Below are 23,052 nucleotides of genomic sequence, written 5' to 3' on the forward strand. Positions count from 1 at the left end.
TTGCAAAGGCTCTATTTTGTCACAGCTTCATGCCGACGGATTGCCTTAATGCATAGCCACCGCCGCCCGGCGCGCCAACACCCTGATTTCACCGGGGCTCCCGAGTTCTGAACAGATTGACTGCCGTCCCCAGCCACCCCTCTGCCCTAGCCCGACCGTGACCTTCACTCTGATCTTTCTCGCCGCTCTCTTCCTTTCCCTGGCCCTGCGGCTGATCCTGGCCCGCCGCCAGATTCGCCATGTGCAGGCCTGCCGGCATGCCGTTCCGACGGAGTTCGCCGCCCGCATCGCCCTGGAGGCCCACCACAAGGCGGCCGACTACACCGTTGCCCGTAGCCGCTTCGCCATGCTTGCCACCCTGCTGGAAGCCATCATCCTGCTGGGTTTCACCCTGGGCGGCGGCCTGCAGTACCTGCACGAAACGTGGCTGGCCTGGCTCGGCACGGACAACAGCCTGGCCTATGGCCTGGGCGTGATCGGCAGCCTGGCCGCCATCACCTCCTTGCTGGACCTGCCAGCAGCCTGGTATCGCCAGTTCGTCCTGGAAGAGCGTTTCGGCTTCAATCGCATGACGCCGGCCCTGTTTTTCAAGGATTTGCTCAAAAGCAGTCTGCTCGGCACCGCCATCGGCGCCCCCCTGATCGTTGCCGTGCTCTGGCTGATGGGCGCCATGGGGGCTTACTGGTGGCTCTACGTGTGGCTCTTCTGGTCGGCCTTCAACCTGCTGCTGCTTTTCATCTACCCGACCTGGATCGCCCCGCTATTCAATAAATTCACCCCCCTGGAAGCCGGGGAGCTGAAGCAGCGCATCGAAGCCCTGCTGGCGCGCTGCGGCTTCGCCGCTGCCGGCCTCTTCGTCATGGACGGCTCCCGGCGCAGCGCCCACGGCAACGCCTACTTCACCGGCTTCGGCCGCAACAAGCGCATCGTCTTCTTCGACACCCTGCTCTCCCGCCTCAGCCCGGCGGAAGCGGAAGCGGTGCTGGCCCACGAGCTGGGCCACTTCAAGCATCGCCACATCGTCAAACGCATCGCCATGCTGTTCGGCCTCTCCCTGGCCTTCCTCTGGCTCCTCGGCCAGCTCATGGGGGCGCCCTGGTTTTACACCGGCCTGGGCGTCACGGCCCAGAACACGGCCCTGGCCCTGGTGTTGTTCTTCATGGTGCTGCCGGTGTTCACCTTCCTGTTCACGCCCCTTTCCAGCCTGCTCTCGCGGCGCCATGAATACGAGGCCGACGCCTATGCCGTGGCCCATGCGGATGGCGAACAACTGGTGGCTGCCCTGGTCAAACTCTACGAAGACAACGCCAGCACCCTGACGCCGGACCCGCTGCATTCCCTGTTCTACGACTCCCACCCGCCGGCCGCCCTGCGCATTGCCCACATTGCCAGGCTCGGCCAGCAGCCTGCGGTTGCCGGCCAGCCCTGAAGGAGCCCGCCATGATCCTGGACGACCTGGCCCGCGATACCTGCCGCCCCCTTTCGGGCGCCCAGCATCGCCTCGATGACCCCACGGTGGCCATGTGGCTGCCCCTGCTGCAGGGCTGGGCCCGGGAAAACGGCGGTATTGCCAAGACCTTCCGCTTCACCGGCTTTGAGGCCGCCATGCTGTTCGTCAACGGCGTCGCCTGGCTGGCCCAGCGGCAGAACCATCACCCGGAGATGCAGGTGGGCTACAACACGGTGCTCGTGGCCTACAGCACTCATGATGTGGGAGGGCTGTCACGCAACGACTTCATCTGCGCCGCCAAGATCGAGGCCATGGCCGGGCTATGAGGGGCCACCCTCGCTGTCACCCGGCGTCGTCCTGCTCCCTGGCGAGCCAGCGGGCGCTGCCGTGCCCTGCTCCTTTCCCCATCGCTCCTTTCCCCATCGTCCCTTCCCCGGCCGCCTTGCGAGGCAGCCCCACTTTCATTCCTAATCCATGAGCAAACGAGATTCCGGGCAGGTCATTGCCGCCCACGGCCGCCAGTACCTGGTGGAACTGGCCGGCGGAGAAACCCTGCTGTGCTTCCCCCGGGGCAAGAAAAGCGACATCGCCTGCGGCGACCGGGTGGAGATCAGCCGCCCCGCCCGGGACCAGGGCGCCATCGAGGCCATCACCCCGCGCTCTTCCCTGCTCTACCGTTCCAACGAATTCCGCCAGAAGCTGATCGCCGCCAACGTCACCCAGGTGCTGGTGGTGGTGGCCACGGAACCGGGCTTCAGCTTCGATCTGGTCTGCCGTACCCTGGTGGCGGCCCAGGCCCAGGACGTGGCGGCCCGCATCCTGCTCAACAAGTGCGACCTGACGGACAAACTGGAAACGGCCCGCCAGGCCCTGGCCCCCTTCATCGCGCTCGGCGTGCCGGTACTGGAACTGTCCGCCCGGGAAGGCGCCGAGCCCCTGCGCCCGCTGCTGGCGGGCCATACCAGCCTGCTGGTGGGCCAATCCGGCATGGGCAAATCCACCCTGGTGAACGCCCTCATTCCTGAAGCCCGGGCCGCCACCCGGGAAATTTCCGAAGCCCTGGATTCGGGCAAGCACACCACCACCCACGCCCGGCTCTACCACCTGGACCCGGCCCTGCCGGAGGCCGGTGACCTGATCGATTCCCCGGGCCTGCAGGATTTCGGCTTGCAGCACCTGACGCGGGGTGAGATCGAGCACGCCTTCCCGGAACTGCACCCGGTGCTGGGCCACTGCCGCTTCCGCGATTGCCGCCATGACCGGGAGCCGGACTGCGCCCTGCGCAACGCCCTCGATGCCGGCCAGGTGGACCCGCGGCGCTGGAGCGTCTTCCGCGCCCTCTACCAGGCTGCCTCCAGCTAAGCCGGCAACAACAGCCGGCGCTTGCCAAGAAGGCAGGAGCAGAGCGTTCATCGCAGCAACGTAAAGGCCGCAGCTACAAGTTTCAGCTGCGGGTTACGGATCGCTGGCGAAGGAAAATTCAAGGACCCCGGCGGAGCCAGCAAATCCCGAGCGAACACTCGGCACCGAGATGCCCGGCAAGGTCCGAAAGATTGAATAGTCCTGGAAGGCAATAGGGACGCCATTCTTCCCAACCCAACCCCGGACACCAGCCTGTGTCGCGGCGTTCCACGGGTACCCCATGGAAATGCCCGTCCCTATTGCCTCTCCGGGCAGGCAGTAGCTTTTCCCCCACATGCTGCACCACACACCGGCGGGAGCAGCAGCACACCGCAGCCGGCGCAGGCAGTGTTCAGGCGGGATTCAGGCAGGAAGCTGTCGCCACAACTGCCAGACGCCCACCAACCCCCAGACGCCAAAACCCAGCACGCCGACGCCCGCCACCCGCCGCACCCAGGGCAGGCGTACCAGGGCCTGCAAACGGGTCGCCAGCAGGCCGGCGAGCAGCAGGTTGGGCAGGGTGCCCAGGCCGAACGCCAGCATCACCGCCCCGCCTCGCAGGGGGCTGCCGCTGACCAGGGCGGTGGCCAGCACGCTATAGACCAGCCCGCAGGGCAGCCAGCCCCACAGCAGGCCGAGGGGAAACGCCTGGCTGGCCCGGCGGGCCGGCAGGAAGCGCTTGGTCAGGGGTTGTAGGCGCCGCCACAACCCCTGGCCGGCCCGTTCGCTCCAGGCCAGGGCCCGGGTCAGGCCCAGCAGGTACAGGCCCATGGCCACCAGCATCAGGTTGGCCAGCAGATAAAGCCCGATACGCAATGTCCATTGCTCCCCCAGGTGGGCGCTGGCCGCGCCCAGGGCGCCGGCCAGCAGGCCGGCCAGCCCGTAGCTGGCGATGCGCCCCAGGTTGTAGGCCAGATGCAGGGACCAGCGATTGCTCCCACCGCCGAGGGACAGGGCGCCGACAATGCCGCCGCACATGCCGATGCAGTGGGTGCCGCCGAGAAAACCTACCAGGAGGACGGAAAGCAGGGTCGGAAGGAGGGAGTCGGCCAAGTCGGTCACCGCAAAGAAAGAAGGGGCTGGAATCGCTGGAAGTCGGGGGTAGCAACGGTGGCGGGCTGAGAAGGCCGCCCGTGAGGCCACCCAGCCAGCCCACGCCTCCGCAGGTAAAACACCACAAACCGGGTGCCCAAAATTATACCGGGCACTGAGGTTTCCCCCAGCGCCCGGCTTTTCCCCCCTGAGGCTTGCCTCAAGTTAAACGCGGTACCCGTTCGCTCCGGTCAGATGACCTTGCTGTAACGGGTGCGCTGCCGATCGGCGCGCAGGTATTTGTCGAAAACCATGGAGATGGCCCGCACCAGGAGCCGCCCCGGGGGCAGCACGGTGATCCACTTGTCGTCCACCTTGACCAGGCCGCCCCGTTCCAGCTCCTTCAGGTCTTCCAATTCGGCGGCGAAGTACTTCTTGAAGTCGATCAGGTGGGCGATTTCGATGGACTCGGTGGAGATCTCGAAATGGCACATCAGGGCCTGGATGATGGAACGGCGCAGCAGATCGTCGGCGGTCAGTTCGATGCCGCGCAGCACCGGCAGCACGCCGGCATCCAGACGGTCGTAGTAATCGTCCAGGGTGCGGTAGTTCTGGCTGTAGGTCGGCCCCACCTTGGCGATGGAGGAGATGCCGAAAGACAGCATGTCGCAATCCGCATGGGTGGAATAACCCTGGAAATTGCGGTGCAGGCGGCCCTGGCGCTGGGCCACGGCCAGCTCGTCGTCGGGCTTGGCGAAGTGGTCCATGCCGATGAAGACGTAGCCGGCATCGGTCAGCTTCTTGATGGCCAGGGAAAGCAGCTGCAGGCGCGTGTCGGCGTTGGGCAGGTCGCTCTCATTGATGCGCCGCTGGGGCTTGAAGAGGCCCGGCAGGTGCGCATAGTTGTAGATGGAGAGGCGCTCCGGATCCATGGCCAGGACCCGTTCGATGGTGCGGTTAAAGCCCATCACCGTCTGGTGGGGCAGGCCGTAGATGAGGTCCACGCTGATGGACTTGAAGCCGCTCTTGCGCGCTTCATCCATCACCGTGAAGGTTTCTTCCTCGGTCTGGATGCGGTTGATGGCCTGCTGCACCCGCTCATCGAAATCCTGGACCCCCAGGCTCATGCGGTTGAAGCCCAACTCGCCGAGCAGGGCCACAGTGGGCCGGTCCACCTTGCGCGGGTCCACTTCGATGGATACTTCGGCCCCATCCACCAGCTTGAAGTGGCGACGGGTGAGATCCATCAGCTGGTGCATTTCCTCATGGGAAAGGAAGGTGGGTGTGCCGCCGCCCCAGTGCAGCTGGGAGACTTCCCGATCCCCGTCCAGGTACTCGGCCTGAAGCGCCATTTCCTTGCCCAGGTACTTGATGTACTTGGCGCTGCGGCCGTGATCCTTGGTGATGATCTTGTTGCAGGCGCAGTAGTAGCAAATGGTGTTGCAGAAGGGGATGTGGAAGTATAATGACAGGGGTCGGCTGATACCGCCGATATTGCGTTTACCCAGCCACAACTTCAGGGCCTCGGCATCGAAGGCTTCGACAAAGCGGTCGGCCGTCGGATAGGACGTGTAGCGCGGTCCATTCACATCGAAGCGACGGATGATCTGGGGATCGAAAACCAGGTTGTTGGCGGTAAATGTCATTTAAAAACAGTCATTGCAGAACCACACATTAGGTGCGGCTTATTATCGTGGTGCAGGAACTGGGGCACGTTGACCTGGATCAAAGGCTTCCAAAGGGCCTTCCGGCGCAGGTCAGCACCATTCAAAAGCCCCTGGCCCAGCGAGGAACAGCATGCCGTTGAAGAAGACCAGCGCCCAAGAAATTACCCTGTCGGTCATCAAGACCGCCTGCTCGAACTGTAACCTACAAGAACTGTGTCTTCCCTACGGTCTCAACGAGACCGAAATGTCCAAGCTGGACGAACTGGTGAGCACCCGGCGCAAGATCAAGCGCGGCGACCACCTCTACCGGGCCGGGGAAGGCTTCGAATCCATCTACGCCATCCGCGCCGGCTTCTTCAAGACCGACGTGCTGCTGGAAGACGGCCGCGACCAGGTGACCGGTTTCCAGATGGCCGGCGAGTTGCTGGGCCTGGATGGCATCAGCACCGAGCACCATTCCTGTAACGCCGTCGCCCTGGAAGACAGCGAAGTCTGCATCATCCCCTTCCCCCGTCTGGAAGGCCTCTCCCGGGAAATCGTCGCCCTGCAGCACCACTTCCACAAGGTGATGAGCCGGGAAATCGTGCGCGACCATGGGGTCATGATGCTGCTTGGCACCATGCGGGCGGAAGAGCGCCTGGCCGCCTTCCTGCTCAATCTTTCCCAACGCTTCACTGCCCGGGGCTATTCCCACGCCGAGTTCTACCTGCGCATGACCCGGGAGGAAATCGGCAGCTATCTGGGCCTCAAACTGGAAACCGTCTCCAGGGCCTTTTCCCGCTTCCAGGAAGAAGGCTTCATCGCCGTGCAGCAGAAGCACATCCGCATCCTGGACATTCCGGGCTTGAAGAAGCTGATGACCCATCAGTCGGCCTGAGCCCCACCGGATGCGATGCCGGGGCCGGCGCTGCACACACCGCCAGCCTTCTGCACATCCCCAGCGGCCTACGGGCCGTTTTTTTATGGCCTCGGCACCGCACCGCTGCTCAGGCGGAACGCTCGCCTTCCGGGAACACGGCACCGCGCCGGGCAGCCATGCTGCGGCCTACGGCCATGGCCTGCTCGGTGGAGAGCAGACGCCGCCCCAGGGGCAGCAGCTCCCGGGTTTCCAGATCGATGTGGCCCAGGTAGAGGCTCGCCAGGTCTTCCACCATGGCGGATGGCAAGGCCTCGCTACACTCCCCCGGCTGGGCGGCGATGATGCACTGCAGGCGGGAGAGAACCTCGTCCCGCAAGCGGTCCATCTGCCGATGCTCCCGCAGGATGCGTTCGATCAGGGCCTGCACCACGGCCGCCGTCTCGCCATCGGCTTGAACGGCCTGGCTGGCCAGCAGCGCGGGGAAGAGATCCTCCTCCTCATCCGCATGATGGTGGGGGGCCGCCACGGAAAAGTACCGCAACACGCCCTGGGCCGCATCCCGGGCAGCCTGGTCGGCGCCGTGGCGCGGCAGATGCTGCGCCAGGCGGCGCAGGGTTTCGATCTGGGCCTGGATGCGTCCATGACAGGCATCGAGCATTTCCAGGGGCTCGTCGAAACTCGGGGCGGCAGCGCCCAAGAGGCTGTTGCTCATGGCATTCCTTTCACAGGCCGGCAAGAAAGCCGGCAGGGTTGCGGCTCAGGGCCACGGAAACGATATAGGCGAAGCAGAGCAGCGCCAGGACGAAAAAGGTGCCCCGCACAGCGGCACTGCGCCCCCGCTTGAGGGCGACGGTGCCGCAGCCGATATAGGCCAGCAGGCCCAGCACCTTGGCCGTCAGCCAGGGCAGGACGAAGGGATACTGGCCGGAGAGAACCGCCAGGGTCAGGGCACTGCCCAGCAAGAGGCTATCCACCCCATGGGGCAATACGCGAACCCAGGGACGCTGCAGGCGGGCCGAACCCACCAGCATCCAGTAGCCCCGCAGCATGAAGCCGAGGCCGGACAGCACCACGCAGGTGACATGCAGATGCTTCAACGCCAGATACATGCCCGCTCCCCGTTACTCGTCGCTTAGCCCGGCTGGCCGTCGGGACGTGGCCGCCAATACATGGCCCCGTGGCGACGCACCCACAGGGCGAACACCAGCAACCAGCCGATGGCCGCCAGCCAGCTGAGGTTGAGCAACCCCGGCAGCATCAGGAATTCCCCAGCCAGCCGCAGCAGCGGCACCGCCTGGAACAGCCCGAACAGCGGCCAGGTAGTTTCATCCCCCATCTGGATAGCCCGGCCGGAATGGCCAAGCGTCACCCGGGTCACCATGCCCAGCACCATGGAAGCGAAGTAACCCACACCCAAGGCATGTAACGGTGCCAGACCGCCGAAACTCCCGCCCAAGGCGGTAGCCAGGCTCTGAATGCCGAATAGCAGCAGGCCGATGCCCAACCACAGGGTGGCGGCATGAAGCATGGCCAGCATGGGAGCGACGAAGCTGCGACGCAGTTGCCACTTCCAGGAAAAATGGAACACCGTGGCGGCGGCCACCAAGTCCGGCACCCAGAGGGCGCCCGTCCAGCTCAGCAGAAGCAGCAGGCCATGGGCGCCAAAGCAGGCGAGGATGAGCCACAGCAGGGACATGGGCCGGTACAACTGATAGTGCTTGAGCACGGCCGAAGTGAAGAAGGGCAGCATGCGATGGCTGACGCTGAAAAAGACCGGCAGCAGACACCCCCATAGGCCGAGGACGATACCCGCCCGCACCCACTCGGCTTCGTGCAGCAAAAGACCGAGACCGTACACCGCCTGCCCCACCAGCCCCAGCAGCAAGGCAACAAGGAGCGCCCAGGCATGGCTGCGATCCGGCACGAAGGCCTGGGGTTGGGGCCAGGTCACTGCCCGCCACAGGGCATGCAGGCCCCAGGCCCAACCCAGGCCGGCAGTCAGCAGGCCGATCCCGGCGGCCGGTGCCCAGGCCAGGCCCGCCCAGAACAATCCCCAGCCCAGGGCCATGGCGGCACAGGCCGGCAGGTAACGCCCCCGTTCCAGCGCCGGGGCACTGACCCACTTGGGCAAGGCCGTCATGAGAAAGCCGAAAATGAAGGGCGGAAACAGGCCGAATAGCATGACGGCGCCGTGCAGCCAAATGCCCGGCAAGGCCCAGCCCAGCGGGGAATACAGCCCGGCGTAACGCCCGCCCAGGTCTACGACCCAGAACAGCATGGCCAGAAGTGACTGGCTCGCCCCCAGGGCAAACATGACCCGATGAGGGGCGCTAAGGAAGTTCCGCAAAATGAAGGCTCCGTTTCAGCTGCTGGCAGCCAGCTGCCCGCGAATGGTCTGCAGATGCCGGCGATAGACCTGTACCCCGCCGATCAGGTTGCGCATCAGCCACAGGCTGGAAACCAGCAGGGCAGCACCCGCCGGCCGAGCGAGCCACTCGGGCCAGAGTACGGCCGCCGCCAGCAGGGCCAAGGCAGCGGCATGACAGGCCATCTGCCGCCCCATGGCGCTCTCGGGCATGATCTTTTTCATGTTTGGCGCCAGCACTTGGCCCTGGCCGGCATTCTGCAAATGCAGCCAGATGAGGAAGGGCACGATCTTGTAAAGCATGCCGCTAATCACCGACATGAACCCGCCCACCAGGATCAGCACACCGAACAGCAAGGGCCAGCCGTTCCACCCGCCCAGGGAAGGCATCAGCAGGCCCAGGGCCAGCAGGGTCAGGGCCGCCAATCCACTACCCAGGCCCAGGCGCCAGTAACGGTGGGTGGCATCAAGGCGGGCCCGCTTGCTGCGAACCAGCAGCCACAGGGTGACGCCGGCAAAGACCCCGCAACCGGCCATCAGAACGCCCCCCAGCCAGGGCGCCAGGGCCAGCCCAGCCGCCTCGGCGCCACTCCACAGAGCCAGGGCCAGGAACAGGCCGGGGGCCAGGATGCGGGACAACCAGCCGGGAAAGGATGGCGTCAGGAGAAACATGGGCACGACGACATAGGCGACGCCGGAAAGGAGCAACACGCCCCAGCCCACCAGCCCCCAGCTGAGGTGGATGCCGGTGATCTGCAACAGGGGCCAGGGCAGGGAAAATCCCAGGGCGCTGGCGAGAACCAGGCCCAACAGCACGGTGATGGCCAGCCCCGCCGCAGCCAGCTTGAGGGCCCACTGGATCGGGCTGCTGGCAGGCACCCGGGCCAGGGCACGCCCTGCCGCCCAGAGAAATATGAGCAGCCCCGCCGCGAACAGGCCGACAGCCGCCTGGAAGTAGAGGGGACGAAAGCTGAGAAAGCCGCCCAGAAGCAACAGCAGGCCGCCGGTGAATAGGCCGTGGACGGCCCGAGCCACGCCCAGGGGATGCTCGACCCCGGCGCCGGTGGCCACCGGCAGGATCTGCAGCAGGGCCCCCACCATGGTCTGCAGCATGAAGCCGGCCGTCAGCAGGTGGGTGAAGGCCAGTGCTCCCGGCGTCCACCGGGAAGCCAGCAGGCCCGGCCCCAGCAGCAAAAGGAGCAGGCCGGCACCGGCAGCAAACGCGGGGGCCGTCAGGAAGAAGCGCAGGGGTCCAGCCAGGGGAGGCGCCTGGTCGAAGGACAACAGGGATTGCATGGGGACGGCAGCAGAAAGGGGCAAGGGCGGGCGGAGGGAAGACTGGCTCGACGGGGAGCGGAGTGCTTCAGACCGCCTTCCAGATGAGGATTTCCACCGTGCCGTCCGGCTCGGTACTGGCGCGGTAGGTGTAGCCGTTGAGCGCCAGGGTGCGATACAGGGGATGGGGTTCCCGGTAGAGCATCAGCAAGAGCTTTTCGCCGTCCTTCAACTCATCCAGGCCTTCCATGGTTTTCACGAAAGGCTCGGGGGGCTCCATCTGCCGGGCGTCGACGACGACGGCGGCCTGGTCCCGGGCGCTCATGAACGCTCGCTCCCGGTCGCCTTCTGCAGCAGGGGCATCAACTCGGCCTGGTAGGCTGCCAGATTTTCGTCACACATGGGGTACAGCACGTTTTCTTCCTTCATGTTGTGTTGCTGCATCAGGATCAAGAGGGTTTCCGCTGCACCGCTATAGCCCTCCTCATCACCAGACACCAGGGCAGCACGGGCTTCGTCCATGAGGGTGCGCATCTGCTGGTGCTCAAGACGCATCATCTGGGTGGGCCCCATGCGGATGCCGGTGGCCTGCTCGAAGGCAGGAAAGAGCAACTCCTCTTCCGCCTGGAAATGGGCCAGGGTGGCATGACAGAAGGCCTCGAACAGGTCGGCAGCGGCCGTGCCGGAACGGGTCAGGGATTGTTCGACGGCGGCGAACAGGTCGTCACAGCGCCGATGGTCGGCGCTCATGTAATCTCGAATGGGGGTCATGCCGGAATCCTCGCTGGGGGTCGGATGGATTCTGGCCCAGGGGGCCGGACCGACTCCTTGACGGGAATCAAAAGCGCCGGGAGGCGCGCTTCGGCCTCACAGGAGAGGCCGAAAAAGTGCCGCATCAGGCCCGCAGGATGCCGACCTGGAGTTCGTCGAACCAGTTGATGAAACGATGCACATCCGCCCCCTGGTAGATGGCGCCGTGCTGGGGGCACAGCAGATCGATCTCCATCTGGGAGACGCGCTCGCACCAGCGACGCTTGGCCTCGTTGGAGCCCATCCAGCGGCGGTGAAAGCCTTCGGCATGCTTGATGTGGCGGTCGAAATCTTCCACGAACAGACCGCCCTCGCCCGGAGGCAACAGGGCGGCACCGACGTCACCGGAAAAGAGGATGCGGGCCTGGCGATCGTAGAGATGGAAATTGCCGGAGGAGTGCAGGTAGTGGGCCGGCACGGCCGTCAGGGTGAGTCCATTGAGGCCGATATCCATGCCTTCATCGGGAATGGGGACAAAGGTATCGCTGGTACCGCCGAAGTGGGGAATGAAGCTCTCCCAGAGCCAGCTGACGTAGCAGTGCATCTTGGGATTGAACTCCAGCCACATGGCCAGGGAGGAAATGATGTCCGGATCCTGGTGGGAAGCAAACAGGCCAACCAGGGAAGAGGGATCAAACTCCGCCGCCAACGCAGAAAACACTGCGGGGAATATTTCTGCCCCGCCCGGGTCCAGGATCAGGCCCTGGACGCCATTGGCTACCAGATATTCGTTGGTATCGATGAGAGAGCCGGGACGCTCCGGGTCGCGCACGATGGCGACCCACTTGTGGGTGCCGTCCTGAAAGATGGTCTGGATGGTCTTCATTGCTTGCCGCCGAAGAAATTGGATTTTTTCAGGGTTTCGAGGGAGACGCGGATTTCCTCGACGATGCCGTCGAATTCACCGGACACCTGGGCCAGTGAGGCAGCAAAGCTCTGCCCATAGGCAGCCTCGATCTTGGCCGACTTGGCCAGCACACCGCCCAACTCCACCAGTTGGAAGGCATCCTCCAGGGCCAGCTTCAGCTCCCGGCGCAGTTTGGCCAGACGCTCCAGGCGCACTGCCGCTTCCTTGTCCCGGCGCGCCAGCACCTCGGCCAGGCGTGCATTGCCGCCGGCCAGCCGGGCGCCGGCCTCAAGCAGGCGGGAGTAGCGGGAATGCTGCAGCAGACGGGAAACTTCGATGACGGAACCGTGGATCAGCTGGCGGAGGGATTCCATCTGGGTCCGCAAATCACGGGAGAAGACCCGCAATTCGTTGGACAGCACACCAAAGCCCAGGGCGGCGCTGCCGGCCCGTTTGGCGAGGAAAATGGCGTTGAGCGCCATGATGTTGATCTTGAAGGCGACGGCCACCACCGCCTTGATCTGCTCGTTGATGCGGACAATGCGCAACAGGTCCAGGGAATCCTTGCCCCCCCCGGCCGGTACCGAAATACCGGGGCGGGAAGCGGAAGAGGAGGAGGCGTCCTGAAGCGCAGAGGGAATCATGTGAAGACGGGTTTTTCGCCAGTGAGCAGGTAATGTACCAGTTCCTTGACGGGGCGGATGGCCGAGCCGAAAGGCAGGCTGGAAGCGCCGCGGAAGAACAGGCCTTTCTGCACGTCGCCGGTGACGGCGGCCGCCAGCTGGTTATCGATACAGAACTGGCCGTGTTTCGGGTTGCTGTCCCGTAGGCCGCATTGCAGCAGGCAATCCCAGGCCAGGGTGCACTTGTGCTCCTTGCCGGCCGCGGCCGCCATGAGCTTCTCTTCCCGGTTCAGGTACTTTTCCAGCCAGGGGGTTTTCACGGCCCGGGCCGGCAGACCGGCACAGCTCATGAAATCCACCACATCCTTGTCCTTGGCGCCGGCCAGGACCTTCTTGAATTCGATGTCGGCATCGCCCTCTTCGGCCACGGCGAAAGCGCTGCCCAGCTGGACGGCGGAAGCGCCCAGATCGATCAGCTCGCGCACCCGTTCATGGCTGTTGATGCCACCGGCTGGAATCAGGGGAATCTTTTCGGAGGCAATGCCCATTTCTTCGAAGGCCTGCAGGACGCCGGGAATAACCACCTCGAAGTCGAAGCGGGGATCATCCACGTCTTCCTTCTTGGCAGCGCCCAGGTGGCCGCCGGCATACTTGGGGTGCTCGATGACGATGGCGTCGGGCAGGCGGTTCTTGCGCATCCACTTCTTCAGCAGCAGAACGATGCCGCGCACGTCGGAGAGGATCGGTACCAGGGCAACATCGGGGTAGCCATCGGTCAGCTCGGGCAGATCCAGAGGCAGGCCAGCCCCCATCACGATCGCATCGGCACCGGACTGGCAGGACTGACGCACGTAGTCCTGGTACTGGGTCACGGCCCGCATCACGTTGACGGCGATGACACCCTGCCCCTGGGCGATGTCCTGGGCCATCTTGATTTCCCGGTCCAGGGCGATCAGGTTGGCCTTTTCAATGGCTTCGCGGTTGCGGGAACGGCCGGTTTCGGCCATCAGATCGGGATGGTGGCGGCGCAGATCCACACTGGCGATGGTGCCGACGCCATTGAGGGAGGCCACGGTACCGGCCAGGCGGTGAGCGGAAATGCCAACCCCCATTCCCCCCTGGACGATGGGCACCAGGGACTTACCTTTGATCTTGAGAGGGGGAAACGGGCTGGTACTCATTGCGTCTGGGGCCTAAAAAACAAAGCCGCTCACGATATCACAATCCGGGATGATTAGCTTGATCTGGATTAAGTCGAGCACCCTGGAAAGCAGCGCCACACCCGGGTTTCAGGGCTCGAGAACATAGGTCCCGGGAGCCGCGGCCAGGGCGGGAAAATCCTTGTGCGGCTTGGGCGGCGCACCGAGTTCGCCACTACGGGGCAGCAGCCACTGTACCCAGTCCTCCCACCAGCTGCCGGGATGCTTGGTGGCAGCAGCCTCCCAGCGCTCGACGTTCTCGCCGCGGGCCGGCTCGCCAACCCAGTAACTACGCTTGGGCGGATTCACGGGTGGATTAACGATACCCAGGATGTGGCCGGAGGAAGAAAGGACGAAACGGGTCGGGCTGCTGACGTATTTGCGGATGCGATAGCACTGGCGCCAGGGAGCAATGTGGTCGTCCTCCGCCGTAACGGCGTAAAGCGGCTGGGTGATGCGTTCCAGATCGATGGGTTGCCCGCCCAGGGTCAGGGCATCCTTCTTGATCAGGTTGTTGTTGAGGTACATCTCCCGCAAGTAGTAGGAGTGCATGGCGTAGGGCATGCGGGTGGAATCGTTGTTCCAGAACAGCACATCAAACGGCGCCAGGGCCTCGCCATAGAGATAGCTATGGACGTAGTAGTGCCAGATCAGGCTGTTGGAGCGCAGCATGCGGAAAGAGGAGGCCATATCCTTGCCATCGAGGAAGCCCTTCTTGGCCATGGAATCCTCGATCCACTTGACGCTGGCCCGATCGACGAAGACATCGATATCGCCGGGCCGAGAGAAATCCGTCAGGGTGGTGAACAGACTCCAGGAAGCGACCGGCACCTTCTCCGGGCTGCCGAACTTGCGGTTGGCCCAGGCCATGTAGGCCGAGAGGGTCGTACCGCCGATGCAATAACCCACCGCATTGACCTGAGGCACCTTGGCGATGGTTCGGGCGGCTTCGATCACCTCGCCAACCCCTTCCACGACATAGTCTTCGTAGGCAACCTGGGACATATCCTCGGTGGGGTTTTTCCAGCTGGTGATGAAGACGGTAAAGCCCTTATCCACCAGATACTTGACCAGGCTCTTCTTGGCGGTCAGATCGAGGATGTAGTACTTGTTGATCCAGGGGGTAATGATCACCAGGGGCTGGCGACGGACCTGGGCAGTCGTGGGGGTGTACTGGATCAACTCCACCAGGCGATTGCGGAAAACCACGTTGCCCGGCGTGGTGGCCAGATCCTGGCCCACCGTGAAGGCATCTTCCTCCACCATACGGATGGATCCGGCTTGGCTGTCCTTGAGGTAATTCTGCAGCCCCTTGGTCAGGGATTCGCCGTTGCTCTCAACGAACTTGCGCAGGGCAACCGGATTGCTCCAGAAGAAATTGGTGGGCGCCACTGCATTCAGCCATTTGCGCAACCAGAAGGCGGCACGGCGCCGCTCCTTATCCGACAAGCCCGGTGTTTCAAAATACATGTCCTCCAGGCGGTGGGTGAACGCCAGATACCACTCCTTCATGATGTCCCAAGTGGGGGACTGCTCCCATACCGGATCAGAAAAGCGGCCATCATCCTGGTGGGGCTTGATGACATCTTCGGAAGGCAGGCCGATGGCACGGCGCATGACGTGGGCCTGGAGGGCCAGCAAATCTTCTGACAATCCCGTCAGAACGCGGCTCAATTCCTGGGGATGCATCAGCCAGGCCGCCTGGGCATTGAGCATGGAGGTGGTGATGCCGAAAGGATCAAGCTGCTTTTCCATCTGCTCGCCGAGATTCTCAAGAGGGCTGGCCCCCGAGAGGTTGAAATTCTTGTGATGCTTGGCGGAGGAAGGGGTGTTGGCTGCCATGGTCAGTGCCTTTTGCAGTGAAGCCGGAATATTAGGAATTTTATATCACACTATGACGGGTGCGTCGCCGCTGGCAACCAGCACATTTGGCCAGCCCAGGCGATCACCGAGGGCTTCCTGCAGGGCCCGTGCTGCATCGGCTTCACCATGTACCACCCGGGTCTGCCCCGGAGGCTGTTGGAAATGCCCCGCCCAGTCCAATAGTGCTGCCTGGTCGGCATGGGCGGAGAGGCCTCCGATGGTGTAGATGTCGGCTCGAACGGGTACTACCTGGCCGAAAAGCCGTACCAGCCGAGCCCCATCCACCAGGCGACGCCCCAGGGTGCCAGCGGCCTGGAAGCCGGTGATGAGCACCGTACATTCGGGTCTTGGCAGGTTGTAGGCCAGGTGATGCTTGATCCGCCCCGCATCGCACATGCCGCTGGCGGAGATGATGACGGCGCCTTCCCGGATATCGTTGAGGGCCATTGATTCCTCCACGTCGGAGGTGAAACGCACTTGGACTGCCTGAGGATTGGCAGCCAGCCAGGCCATCAGATCCCGGGTTTCCTCATCCCAGAGATCCCGATACTTGAGGGTGATGCGGGTCGCGGCATTGGCCATGGGGGAGTCGACGTAGATCTTCTGCGGCGGCAGGCGCCCTTGGCGGACCAATCCACCAAGTACATATAGAATTTCCTGAGTTCGGCCGACGGCAAAAGCGGGAATGATGATGTTGCCGCGCTTCTGCTTGAAGGTATGGTCAAAAGCCCGGACGATTTCTGTTTCCGTTTCCGCCAGGGGGCGGTGCAAGCGGTTGCCGTAGGTGGATTCGATGCACAGCAGGTCGGCCCGGGTAATGAACTCGGGATCCCTCAAGACAGGTCGTCCGGGCTGGCCCAGATCGCCGGAAAAGACCAATACACGACGTCCGGCCGAAGTCTGCAGGCGCACTTCCAGAATGGCCGAGCCGAGGATATGGCCGGCATCCCGGAAGACTACTTCGACCCCCTCTCGCGGCCGCTGAACTTCGCCGTATTCGACAGGACGCAATTGCTTCAGGCAGGTGCCAGCCTGGGTCACGGTATAGAGAGGAGGCAAGACCCCCCGGGTGGTGCGGCCAAATTTATTGCGCCGACGCAGCTGCCATTCCGCCTCTTTCTCCTGGATATGAGCAGAATCCAGGAGCAGCACCTCCAGGAGGTCCACTGTCGGCGCGGTAGCATAAATGGGCCCCCGATAACCCAATACCGAGAGACGTGGCAGCAGCCCGGAATGATCGATGTGGGCATGGGTCAGTAGCACAAAATCCAGATCCCTGACATTGAAACCCAGTGCGCGCTGGTTCTTGCCGTAGGCATCTCCTCCTCCTTGGAACATGCCGCAATCGACGAGGAAACGCCCCCCTTCCCATTCAACAAGCGTGCAGGAACCAGTAACCTCTCCCGCCGCACCGTGCATGCTGACTCGAATCCCGCTGGACATCGCTACGCTCCAAGATATGGCGCCCCGCCTGCCATTTGGCCTTCCGCCCAAAGTGGCATAGGATGGGGACTACGACAATTTGATCCCCTCAAGGAGACCCTGCATGTTCAAGCACATCCTACTCCCCACCGACGGCTCCGAGCTATCCCGTGAAACCGCCCAGAAGGCCGTGTCCTTCGCCAAGGAAAGCGGTGCCACCATTACCGCCTTCTACGCCAAGCCCGAATACCCGGTGACTTACTACGGCGAAGGAGCACTGATTGATCCAACCACCCCGGAAAAATTTTCCGAGCTAGCCGACAAGCAGGCCGAGGAATTCCTCGGCCAGGTCGAGCAACTGTGCGGCGCTTCCGGCGTCAAGTGCCAGAAGCTTGCAGTCACCAGCGATATTCCTTACGAAGCCATCATCGACGCCGCTGAGAAAGTGGGATGTGACCTGATTTTCATGGCTTCCCATGGCCGCAAGGGCATTACCGGGCTGCTGCTGGGCAGCGAAACAAACAAGGTACTGACCCACTCCAAGATTCCTGTGTTGGTCTATCGCTGATTGGGCAGCACTACCTAACAAAAAGGCCTGGGAAATCCCAGGCCTTTTTTTATCCAGACTGATGGAACGCAGTCTTACTTCTGTCCCGGCTGTTCGTTCATTTTCTTGCTGAAGTAGATGCCGAAATAAGCCCCCATCACCACCACGAAGCCGATGGTGAAAGCACTCAGCAAGCCGATATCAGTAGTAAACAATTCCTTCCAAGCCATGGTATTACCTCCCGTTTTTAACGATTAGAAGAAGAAACCGATGAGGTCGCCTTCATGGAGAGCGACTCTTGTTTTTCCATTACCCAATCAGCGGAGAGGCGCCAGGCACCGGTTTCGTCCTCAAGGCGGACCAGCCAGCGGCTACCCGTAATCGGATGATTCAATTTGCCACTATAAACACCCTGCCCATCGGATGCCAGGGTAATTTCCAGGTCAAAACCTGCCTTGGCCGGATGGGCCAGATAGAGCTTCACTTTCTCAGGCAGTGCGGCGCCGCGGGTACTCGACAGCATGACTCGGAATGCACCTTCTCCCCCCTGAAATATCTCTGCCTGAAGCCCTAGCTCCTCGGCCTTCCGATCGCGCTGAATGACCTGATTCACCTCCAGACCGCGCTTGTAGTAATCATCGGCGACCAGGCCGTCATTGCTGGTGATGGCCAGCCAGACGGTGACCACACCTGCCAGAATGACGGCGATAGGGCCGGCCGCCAGAATCCAGGGCCAGGGTTCGCGATACCAGGGTTGGGATGCAGTTCTCATGGGGTCTCACTCAGTCAATCAGGGAAGCATGAAGCTGGCCTTTTCACGCACGGCTACCTTGTCGTGATTCTGGGCCTTGATATCGAAATAAATAGGATTGCCACCCTTGGGGCCGGCATCAGGCGGGACTCGCACGGAAACGAGGACCGATTCGGTGGTGGCGCCACCCACCTCGACGATGCGCTCACCAACGATCTCAGCGCCAGGCAGGCCATCCACACCAAGACTGTAGCGGCGGACCACTTCTTCCGTATTCATGATGCGCAAGGTGTAGACATTCTCTATGCGCCCATCGTCCGCTTCCCTAGCCAGAGTGGCCCGGTCGCGAATGACGTCCACCTTCAACGGCACCCGGACACTCAAACCCCAGATGGTCGCCAAGGTGATCAACGCAAGAATGCTCGAATAGAGCAACACACGCGGCCGCATCACGTGGGCAATCATCTCGCGGGCGGTGTAGTGCTTAGCGAGCGCATTTTCCGTCGAATAGCGGATCAAGCCCCGGGGATAGCTCATTTTGTCCATAACGGCATCGCAAGCATCGATGCAGGCGGCACAGCCAATACACTCGTACTGCAAACCATCGCGGATATCGATCCCGGTAGGGCAAACCTGAACGCAGATACCGCAATCCACGCAATCGCCCTTACCCAGGCTGCGCGGGTCTGCTCCCTTCTTGCGGGTACCACGGGGCTCGCCGCGCTCGGGGTCATAGGTGATGATGAGCGTATCTGGGTCAAACATCACCCCCTGGAAGCGGGCGTAGGGACACATGTACTTACAGACTTGCTCCCGCAGGAAGCCTGCCTGCATGTAGGTGAAGCCACCGTAGAAGAAGATCCAGAAATATTCCCAGGGCCCAAAGTCGAGGGAGGCCAGGGAAGCCGTCAGCTCCCGGACAGGTGTGAAATAGCCAACCAGGGTAAAGCCGGTCCACAAGGAAAGCAGCAGCCACAAGCCATGCTTGGTGGTCTTGAGGCGAACCTTGCGTGCATCCAGCGGGGCCCTGTCGAGTTTCTGGCGGGCCGGACGGTCACCTTCAACCCAGGATTCTATTCTAAGGAATATTTCGGTATAGACGGTTTGGGGGCAGGCATAGCCGCAAAATAGACGCCCGGCAACCGCGGTAAACAGGAACAGGGCATAGGCCGAGATAATGAGCAGCAAGGCCAGGTAAAACACGTCCTGAGGCCAAAACACCATGCCGAAGATGTAGAACTTGCGCTCGACAAGATGGAACAGGACCGCCTGACGCCCGTTCCAATCGACCCAGCAGAGTCCATAGAAAAGAGCCTGGGTCAGCAGCACGAAGCCCCAGCGCCAATTACTGAACAAGCCGGAAACCGACCGGACGTAGATCTTCTTGTGCTTCTCGTAAAGCGAACCGACATCGGCGGCAGCCGACGTCGTGCTGTTCTCGATCTGACTCATGGCACGCTCGTAACGTTTATCAGAATCACACTATTCCCCGGGGAATAGCTGCGATTTTGATAGAGGTCACCGCTTCTGATGGTTAAAGAAAAAAAAGCGCGGCGCAGAATACTCTGCACCGCGCCTTCCACGAACTTACAGCATTACTTCTTCTCGGCGCCGGACAGGCTCAGCACGTAGGCGGCGAGAATGTGCACCTTGCCTTCACCCAGGAAGTCCTTCCAAGCCGGCATGCGGTTGTTGCGGCCGTTCTTGATGGTCTCGGTGATGGTGGCTTCGGAGGAGCCGTACAGCCAGACCTTGTCGGTCAGGTTGGGAGCACCCAGCGCAGCAGTACCGGTGGCCTCAGGACCATGGCAGCCGGAGCAACCAACAGTGCCAAAAGCTTCCTTACCCTTGGCAGCCAGAGCGGCGTCATGGGGCAGACCGGACAGGGAGCGGACGAAGTTAGCCAGATCCTTGATGGTCTCGTCACCCAGCTGAGCGTGAGGAGGCATCACGCCGTTGCGACCTTCCAGAATGGTGGTCTTAACGGTGTCAGCATCACCACCCCACTGCCAGTCGGCATCAGCCAGGTTGGGGAAGCCCTTGGAACCGCGGGCATCGGAACCGTGACACTGGGAGCAGTAGGTCAGGAACAGGCGCTTGCCCATTTCATTGGCTTCCTTGTCGGCAGCCACTGCCTTCAGATCCATCTTCAGGTACTTGTCGTAAATCGGGCCGTAGGTAGCATCGGCCTTCTTCACTTCATCCTTGTACTGGCCAACGGAGGACCAGCCCAGGACGCCCTGGAACTTGCCCAGACCGGGGTACAGGGCCAGGTAGGCCAGAGCAAACACGATGGTGATGTAGAACATCCACTTCCACCAGGCCGGCAGAGGGTTGTTGTACTCAGCCAGGGTCTCGTCCCAGACGTGACCGGTCGTGTCCGTAGAGCCCTTATGGACGCTCTGGAATTTCAAAAAAATGCCGCAACCGATGATAGATACCAGCGAGATTACGACGACGTACAAGTTCCAAAACTCGCTAACGAAATCGCTCATGATGTTTTCCTCAGTTCTTTGCGGGAGTGATCGTTGATCACCTCCGCATCGTCATCTGCGAACGGCAGGTTGGCCGCTTCGTCAAAACCCTTGCGGGCCCCCTTGCCGTATGCCCACCACACGATGCCGACGAACGAAAAGAACGCCAGCACCGTTACGATGGAACGCAGATCGTTGATGTCCATACCTTACTTGGTATTCTTCAGGGCAAGACCCAGGCCTTGGAGATAGGCAACCAGAACATCAAGCTCGGTCTTATCACCAATCTCAGCCTTGGCACCGGCAATTTCAGCATCGGTGTAAGGAACACCGACCTTGCGCAGCGCACGCATCTTGGCCTCAATATCGGCACCCACACTGTTCTTGGCGGCAGTCTTGGCCAGGAACGGGTATGCCGGCATGTTGGACTCGGGAACCACATCGCGAGGATTGTTCAGGTGAGCGACATGCCACTCGTTGGAGTAGCGCTCGCCAACCCGGGCCAGGTCCGGACCAGTACGCTTGGAGCCCCACTGGAACGGATGGTCATACACGAACTCGCCAGCCACGGAGTAGTGGCCATAACGCTCGGTTTCAGCGCGGAACGGACGCACCATCTGGGAGTGGCAGTTGTAGCAGCCTTCCCGGATATACACATCACGACCGGCGAGACGGACGGCGTCATAAGGCTTGACGCCTTCCACAGCCTGGGTGGTGGACTTCTGGAAGAACAGCGGAACGATTTCCAGGAGGCCGCCGAAGCTGATCACGATAACGGTCAGAACGATCAGCCAGCCAGCGTTCTTTTCGATTTTTTCATGCGTAAGCATTTGTAGCGTTCTCCCTGATTAAGCGTGATGAGCGGCAGGAGCGAGGATGCGCTCGTCGGCGCCTTGGCTCTGACCGATGGTCTTCAGCACGTTGTAGAACATGATCAGCATACCGGCCAGGAACAGAACACCACCGACCAGACGGATGGTCCAGAACGGGTAGGAGCCCTTCACTGCTTCAACGAAGCTGTAGGTCAGAGTGCCATCAGGGTTGAAAGCGCGCCACATCAGGCCTTGCATCACACCGGCGATCCACATGGAGGCGATGTACAGCACGACGCCGATGGTGGCAATCCAGAAATGCACGGTAACCAGCTTGACGCTATACATCTGCTTGGTGCCGAACAGGCGGGGGATCAGATAGTACAGGGAACCCACGGAAACCATGGCCACCCAGCCCAGAGCACCAGCATGCACGTGACCAACGGTCCAGTCAGTGTAGTGAGACAGTGCATTCACGGACTTCACGGACATCATCGGACCTTCGAAGGTCGACATGCCGTAGAAGGACAGGGAAGTGATCAGGAACTTCAGGACGGGATCGTCGCGCAGCTTATGCCAGGCGCCGGACAGGGTCATGATGCCGTTGATCATGCCGCCCCAGGAGGGAGCCAGCAGAATCAGGGAGAACAGCATACCGATGGACTGGGTCCAGTCAGGCAGGGCGGTGTAGTGCAGATGGTGAGGACCTGCCCACATGTAGGTGAAGATCAGGGCCCAGAAGTGCACCACGGACAGGCGATAGGAGTAAACCGGACGCTCAGCCTGCTTCGGCACGAAGTAGTACATCATGCCCAGGAAACCAGCGGTCAGGAAGAAACCCACGGCGTTGTGACCGTACCACCACTGAATCATTGCATCCTGCACGCCAGCGTAGGCGGAGTAGGACTTCAGCAGGGAAACAGGCACTTCGGCGCTATTCACCAAGTGCAGCAGTGCCACAGCCAGGATCATGCCACCGTAGAACCAGTTGGCCACATAGATGTGGCTGACCTTACGCTTGATGATGGTACCGAAGAACACCAGGGCGTAAGCAACCCACACCAGGGTGATCAGGATGTCGATGGGCCACTCCAGCTCAGCGTATTCCTTGCCGGTGGTGATACCCAGGGGCAGGGAAACAGCGGCCAGCAGAATCACGACCTGCCATCCCCAGAAGGTGAAGGCAGCCAGACCATCGGCAAACAGGCGGGTATGGCAGGTACGCTGCACAACCCAGTATGAGGTGGCGAACAGTGCGCTACCACCAAAAGCAAAAATCACTGCATTGGTATGCAGCGGACGCAGACGACCATAGGTCAGCCAAGGCCCAAAATTGAGCTCCGGCCAAACCAGCTGGGCGGCGATGATGACACCGACAAGCATGCCAACAATGCCCCAAACTACGGTCATGATGGCAAATTGCCGTACTACCTTATAGTTGTATGTGGATTGCGTTTCCGACATGGACCCACCTCTCGACTAGAAAAAGAAAATCTTCATGCCACCTCCCTAAAGACCCTTGGGCAGCACTCGCAGGGATGCTATTGTAGCCGAGCCCCATCGCTTTTGACATAGATCAAGCCGCTTCGCACAAAGTCAAAAGGGGCTCGGGGCAAATCAAAAAAGGACGTACAGAAAAAAAAAGGGTGCGTTAC

Annotated in this window: 25 protein-coding genes; 5 read left to right on the forward strand and 20 right to left on the reverse strand. The window is 61.8% G+C overall.

Going from position 1 to position 23,052, the window contains the following annotated elements; all coding sequences use genetic code 11:
* Nucleotides 1-157: 157 nt before the first annotated feature.
* From AZSI13_RS01235 to rsgA, 3 genes are all read left to right on the forward strand, one after another.
* Entirely contained in the window at nucleotides 158-1,429 is a 1,272-nt protein-coding gene (locus tag AZSI13_RS01235) for a M48 family metallopeptidase (RefSeq protein ID WP_109039362.1), read from the forward strand.
* A gap of 11 nt (nucleotides 1,430-1,440) precedes the next feature.
* A complete protein-coding gene (locus tag AZSI13_RS01240; RefSeq protein WP_109039363.1) occupies nucleotides 1,441-1,776 on the forward strand; it encodes a 4a-hydroxytetrahydrobiopterin dehydratase in 336 nt (111 codons plus the stop codon).
* 148 nt (nucleotides 1,777-1,924) lie between these two features.
* Nucleotides 1,925-2,812: a ribosome small subunit-dependent GTPase A gene (rsgA, locus tag AZSI13_RS01245; RefSeq protein WP_109039364.1), complete on the forward strand. Its 888-nt coding sequence runs from the start codon at nucleotides 1,925-1,927 to the stop codon at nucleotides 2,810-2,812.
* A 402-nt stretch (nucleotides 2,813-3,214) separates the two neighbouring features.
* On the opposite strand, the gene AZSI13_RS01250 is transcribed toward rsgA, so the two are convergent.
* Both AZSI13_RS01250 and hemN read right to left on the reverse strand, forming a co-directional pair.
* Nucleotides 3,215-3,904, reverse strand: coding sequence for a sulfite exporter TauE/SafE family protein (locus tag AZSI13_RS01250; protein ID WP_109039365.1), 690 nt, complete (start codon nucleotides 3,902-3,904; stop codon nucleotides 3,215-3,217).
* Nucleotides 3,905-4,134: 230 nt separating this feature from the next.
* Nucleotides 4,135-5,529: an oxygen-independent coproporphyrinogen III oxidase gene (gene hemN, locus AZSI13_RS01255; RefSeq protein WP_109039366.1), complete on the reverse strand. Its 1,395-nt coding sequence runs from the start codon at nucleotides 5,527-5,529 to the stop codon at nucleotides 4,135-4,137.
* Between the two features lie 151 nt (nucleotides 5,530-5,680).
* Here hemN and fnr point away from each other — a divergent pair, with 151 nt between their 5' ends.
* On the forward strand, nucleotides 5,681-6,427 hold the full coding sequence (gene fnr, locus AZSI13_RS01260) for a fumarate/nitrate reduction transcriptional regulator Fnr (RefSeq protein WP_109039367.1): 747 nt from the start codon (nucleotides 5,681-5,683) through the stop codon (nucleotides 6,425-6,427).
* 109 nt (nucleotides 6,428-6,536) lie between these two features.
* Here fnr and AZSI13_RS01265 read toward each other — a convergent pair whose 3' ends face one another.
* From AZSI13_RS01265 to AZSI13_RS01315, 11 genes are all read right to left on the reverse strand, one after another.
* The gene (locus AZSI13_RS01265) at nucleotides 6,537-7,121 is read right to left on the reverse strand and encodes a hemerythrin domain-containing protein (protein ID WP_109039368.1); all 585 of its coding nucleotides are present in this window, start codon (nucleotides 7,119-7,121) and stop codon (nucleotides 6,537-6,539) included.
* 10 nt (nucleotides 7,122-7,131) lie between these two features.
* The gene (locus AZSI13_RS01270) at nucleotides 7,132-7,518 is read right to left on the reverse strand and encodes a SirB2 family protein (protein ID WP_109039369.1); all 387 of its coding nucleotides are present in this window, start codon (nucleotides 7,516-7,518) and stop codon (nucleotides 7,132-7,134) included.
* Between the two features lie 23 nt (nucleotides 7,519-7,541).
* Nucleotides 7,542-8,756, reverse strand: a complete 1,215-nt coding sequence (locus AZSI13_RS01275) for an NnrS family protein (RefSeq protein ID WP_268807485.1) — start codon at nucleotides 8,754-8,756, stop codon at nucleotides 7,542-7,544.
* Between the two features lie 15 nt (nucleotides 8,757-8,771).
* Complete coding sequence (locus AZSI13_RS01280) at nucleotides 8,772-10,070, reverse strand: hypothetical protein (RefSeq protein WP_109039371.1); 1,299 nt, start codon at nucleotides 10,068-10,070, stop codon at nucleotides 8,772-8,774.
* Between the two features lie 67 nt (nucleotides 10,071-10,137).
* Complete coding sequence (locus AZSI13_RS01285; RefSeq protein WP_109039372.1) at nucleotides 10,138-10,374, reverse strand: DUF2249 domain-containing protein; 237 nt, start codon at nucleotides 10,372-10,374, stop codon at nucleotides 10,138-10,140.
* On the reverse strand, nucleotides 10,371-10,820 hold the full coding sequence (locus tag AZSI13_RS01290) for a hemerythrin domain-containing protein (protein WP_109039373.1): 450 nt from the start codon (nucleotides 10,818-10,820) through the stop codon (nucleotides 10,371-10,373). Before AZSI13_RS01290 ends, AZSI13_RS01285 begins: the two co-directional genes overlap by 4 nt.
* Nucleotides 10,821-10,944: 124 nt before the next feature.
* Nucleotides 10,945-11,685, reverse strand: a complete 741-nt coding sequence (locus AZSI13_RS01295) for an MBL fold metallo-hydrolase (protein WP_109039374.1) — start codon at nucleotides 11,683-11,685, stop codon at nucleotides 10,945-10,947.
* Nucleotides 11,682-12,350, reverse strand: coding sequence for a chemotaxis protein (locus tag AZSI13_RS01300; protein ID WP_109039375.1), 669 nt, complete (start codon nucleotides 12,348-12,350; stop codon nucleotides 11,682-11,684). The genes AZSI13_RS01295 and AZSI13_RS01300 overlap by 4 nt, the downstream gene beginning before the upstream one ends.
* Complete coding sequence (locus AZSI13_RS01305; RefSeq protein WP_109039376.1) at nucleotides 12,347-13,510, reverse strand: nitronate monooxygenase family protein; 1,164 nt, start codon at nucleotides 13,508-13,510, stop codon at nucleotides 12,347-12,349. Before AZSI13_RS01305 ends, AZSI13_RS01300 begins: the two co-directional genes overlap by 4 nt.
* Before the next feature lie 108 nt (nucleotides 13,511-13,618).
* Nucleotides 13,619-15,370, reverse strand: coding sequence for an alpha/beta hydrolase (locus AZSI13_RS01310; protein WP_109039377.1), 1,752 nt, complete (start codon nucleotides 15,368-15,370; stop codon nucleotides 13,619-13,621).
* Nucleotides 15,371-15,415: 45 nt separating this feature from the next.
* Nucleotides 15,416-16,822, reverse strand: coding sequence for an MBL fold metallo-hydrolase RNA specificity domain-containing protein (locus AZSI13_RS01315; protein WP_109039619.1), 1,407 nt, complete (start codon nucleotides 16,820-16,822; stop codon nucleotides 15,416-15,418).
* 115 nt (nucleotides 16,823-16,937) lie between these two features.
* Here AZSI13_RS01315 and AZSI13_RS01320 point away from each other — a divergent pair, with 115 nt between their 5' ends.
* Nucleotides 16,938-17,381, forward strand: a complete 444-nt coding sequence (locus tag AZSI13_RS01320; RefSeq protein WP_109039378.1) for a universal stress protein — start codon at nucleotides 16,938-16,940, stop codon at nucleotides 17,379-17,381.
* Between the two features lie 74 nt (nucleotides 17,382-17,455).
* Here the strand turns inward: AZSI13_RS01320 and AZSI13_RS01325 are convergent, their stop codons facing one another.
* The 7 genes from AZSI13_RS01325 to ccoN all read right to left on the reverse strand — a co-directional run bounded on the left by AZSI13_RS01325 (nucleotide 17,456) and on the right by ccoN (nucleotide 22,861).
* Nucleotides 17,456-17,590, reverse strand: a complete 135-nt coding sequence (locus AZSI13_RS01325; RefSeq protein ID WP_109039379.1) for a DUF3149 domain-containing protein — start codon at nucleotides 17,588-17,590, stop codon at nucleotides 17,456-17,458.
* A 17-nt stretch (nucleotides 17,591-17,607) separates the two neighbouring features.
* Nucleotides 17,608-18,132, reverse strand: coding sequence for a FixH family protein (locus tag AZSI13_RS01330; protein ID WP_109039380.1), 525 nt, complete (start codon nucleotides 18,130-18,132; stop codon nucleotides 17,608-17,610).
* A gap of 18 nt (nucleotides 18,133-18,150) precedes the next feature.
* Nucleotides 18,151-19,563, reverse strand: coding sequence for a cytochrome c oxidase accessory protein CcoG (gene ccoG / locus AZSI13_RS01335; RefSeq protein ID WP_109039381.1), 1,413 nt, complete (start codon nucleotides 19,561-19,563; stop codon nucleotides 18,151-18,153).
* 143 nt (nucleotides 19,564-19,706) lie between these two features.
* Nucleotides 19,707-20,606 (reverse strand): cytochrome-c oxidase, cbb3-type subunit III, encoded by a 900-nt coding sequence (gene ccoP / locus AZSI13_RS01340; protein ID WP_109039382.1) that lies wholly within the window; start codon nucleotides 20,604-20,606, stop codon nucleotides 19,707-19,709.
* A complete protein-coding gene (locus AZSI13_RS01345; protein WP_109039383.1) occupies nucleotides 20,603-20,791 on the reverse strand; it encodes a cbb3-type cytochrome c oxidase subunit 3 in 189 nt (62 codons plus the stop codon). Before AZSI13_RS01345 ends, ccoP begins: the two co-directional genes overlap by 4 nt.
* 3 nt (nucleotides 20,792-20,794) lie before the next feature.
* On the reverse strand, nucleotides 20,795-21,415 hold the full coding sequence (gene ccoO / locus AZSI13_RS01350) for a cytochrome-c oxidase, cbb3-type subunit II (RefSeq protein WP_109039384.1): 621 nt from the start codon (nucleotides 21,413-21,415) through the stop codon (nucleotides 20,795-20,797).
* A gap of 18 nt (nucleotides 21,416-21,433) precedes the next feature.
* A complete protein-coding gene (ccoN, locus tag AZSI13_RS01355; protein ID WP_109039385.1) occupies nucleotides 21,434-22,861 on the reverse strand; it encodes a cytochrome-c oxidase, cbb3-type subunit I in 1,428 nt (475 codons plus the stop codon).
* Between the last annotated feature and the right edge of the window lie 191 nt (nucleotides 22,862-23,052).

Source organism: Azospira sp. I13 (genome assembly GCF_003112695.1).
In the GTDB taxonomy this organism is placed as follows: Bacteria; Pseudomonadota; Gammaproteobacteria; order Burkholderiales; family Rhodocyclaceae; genus Azospira.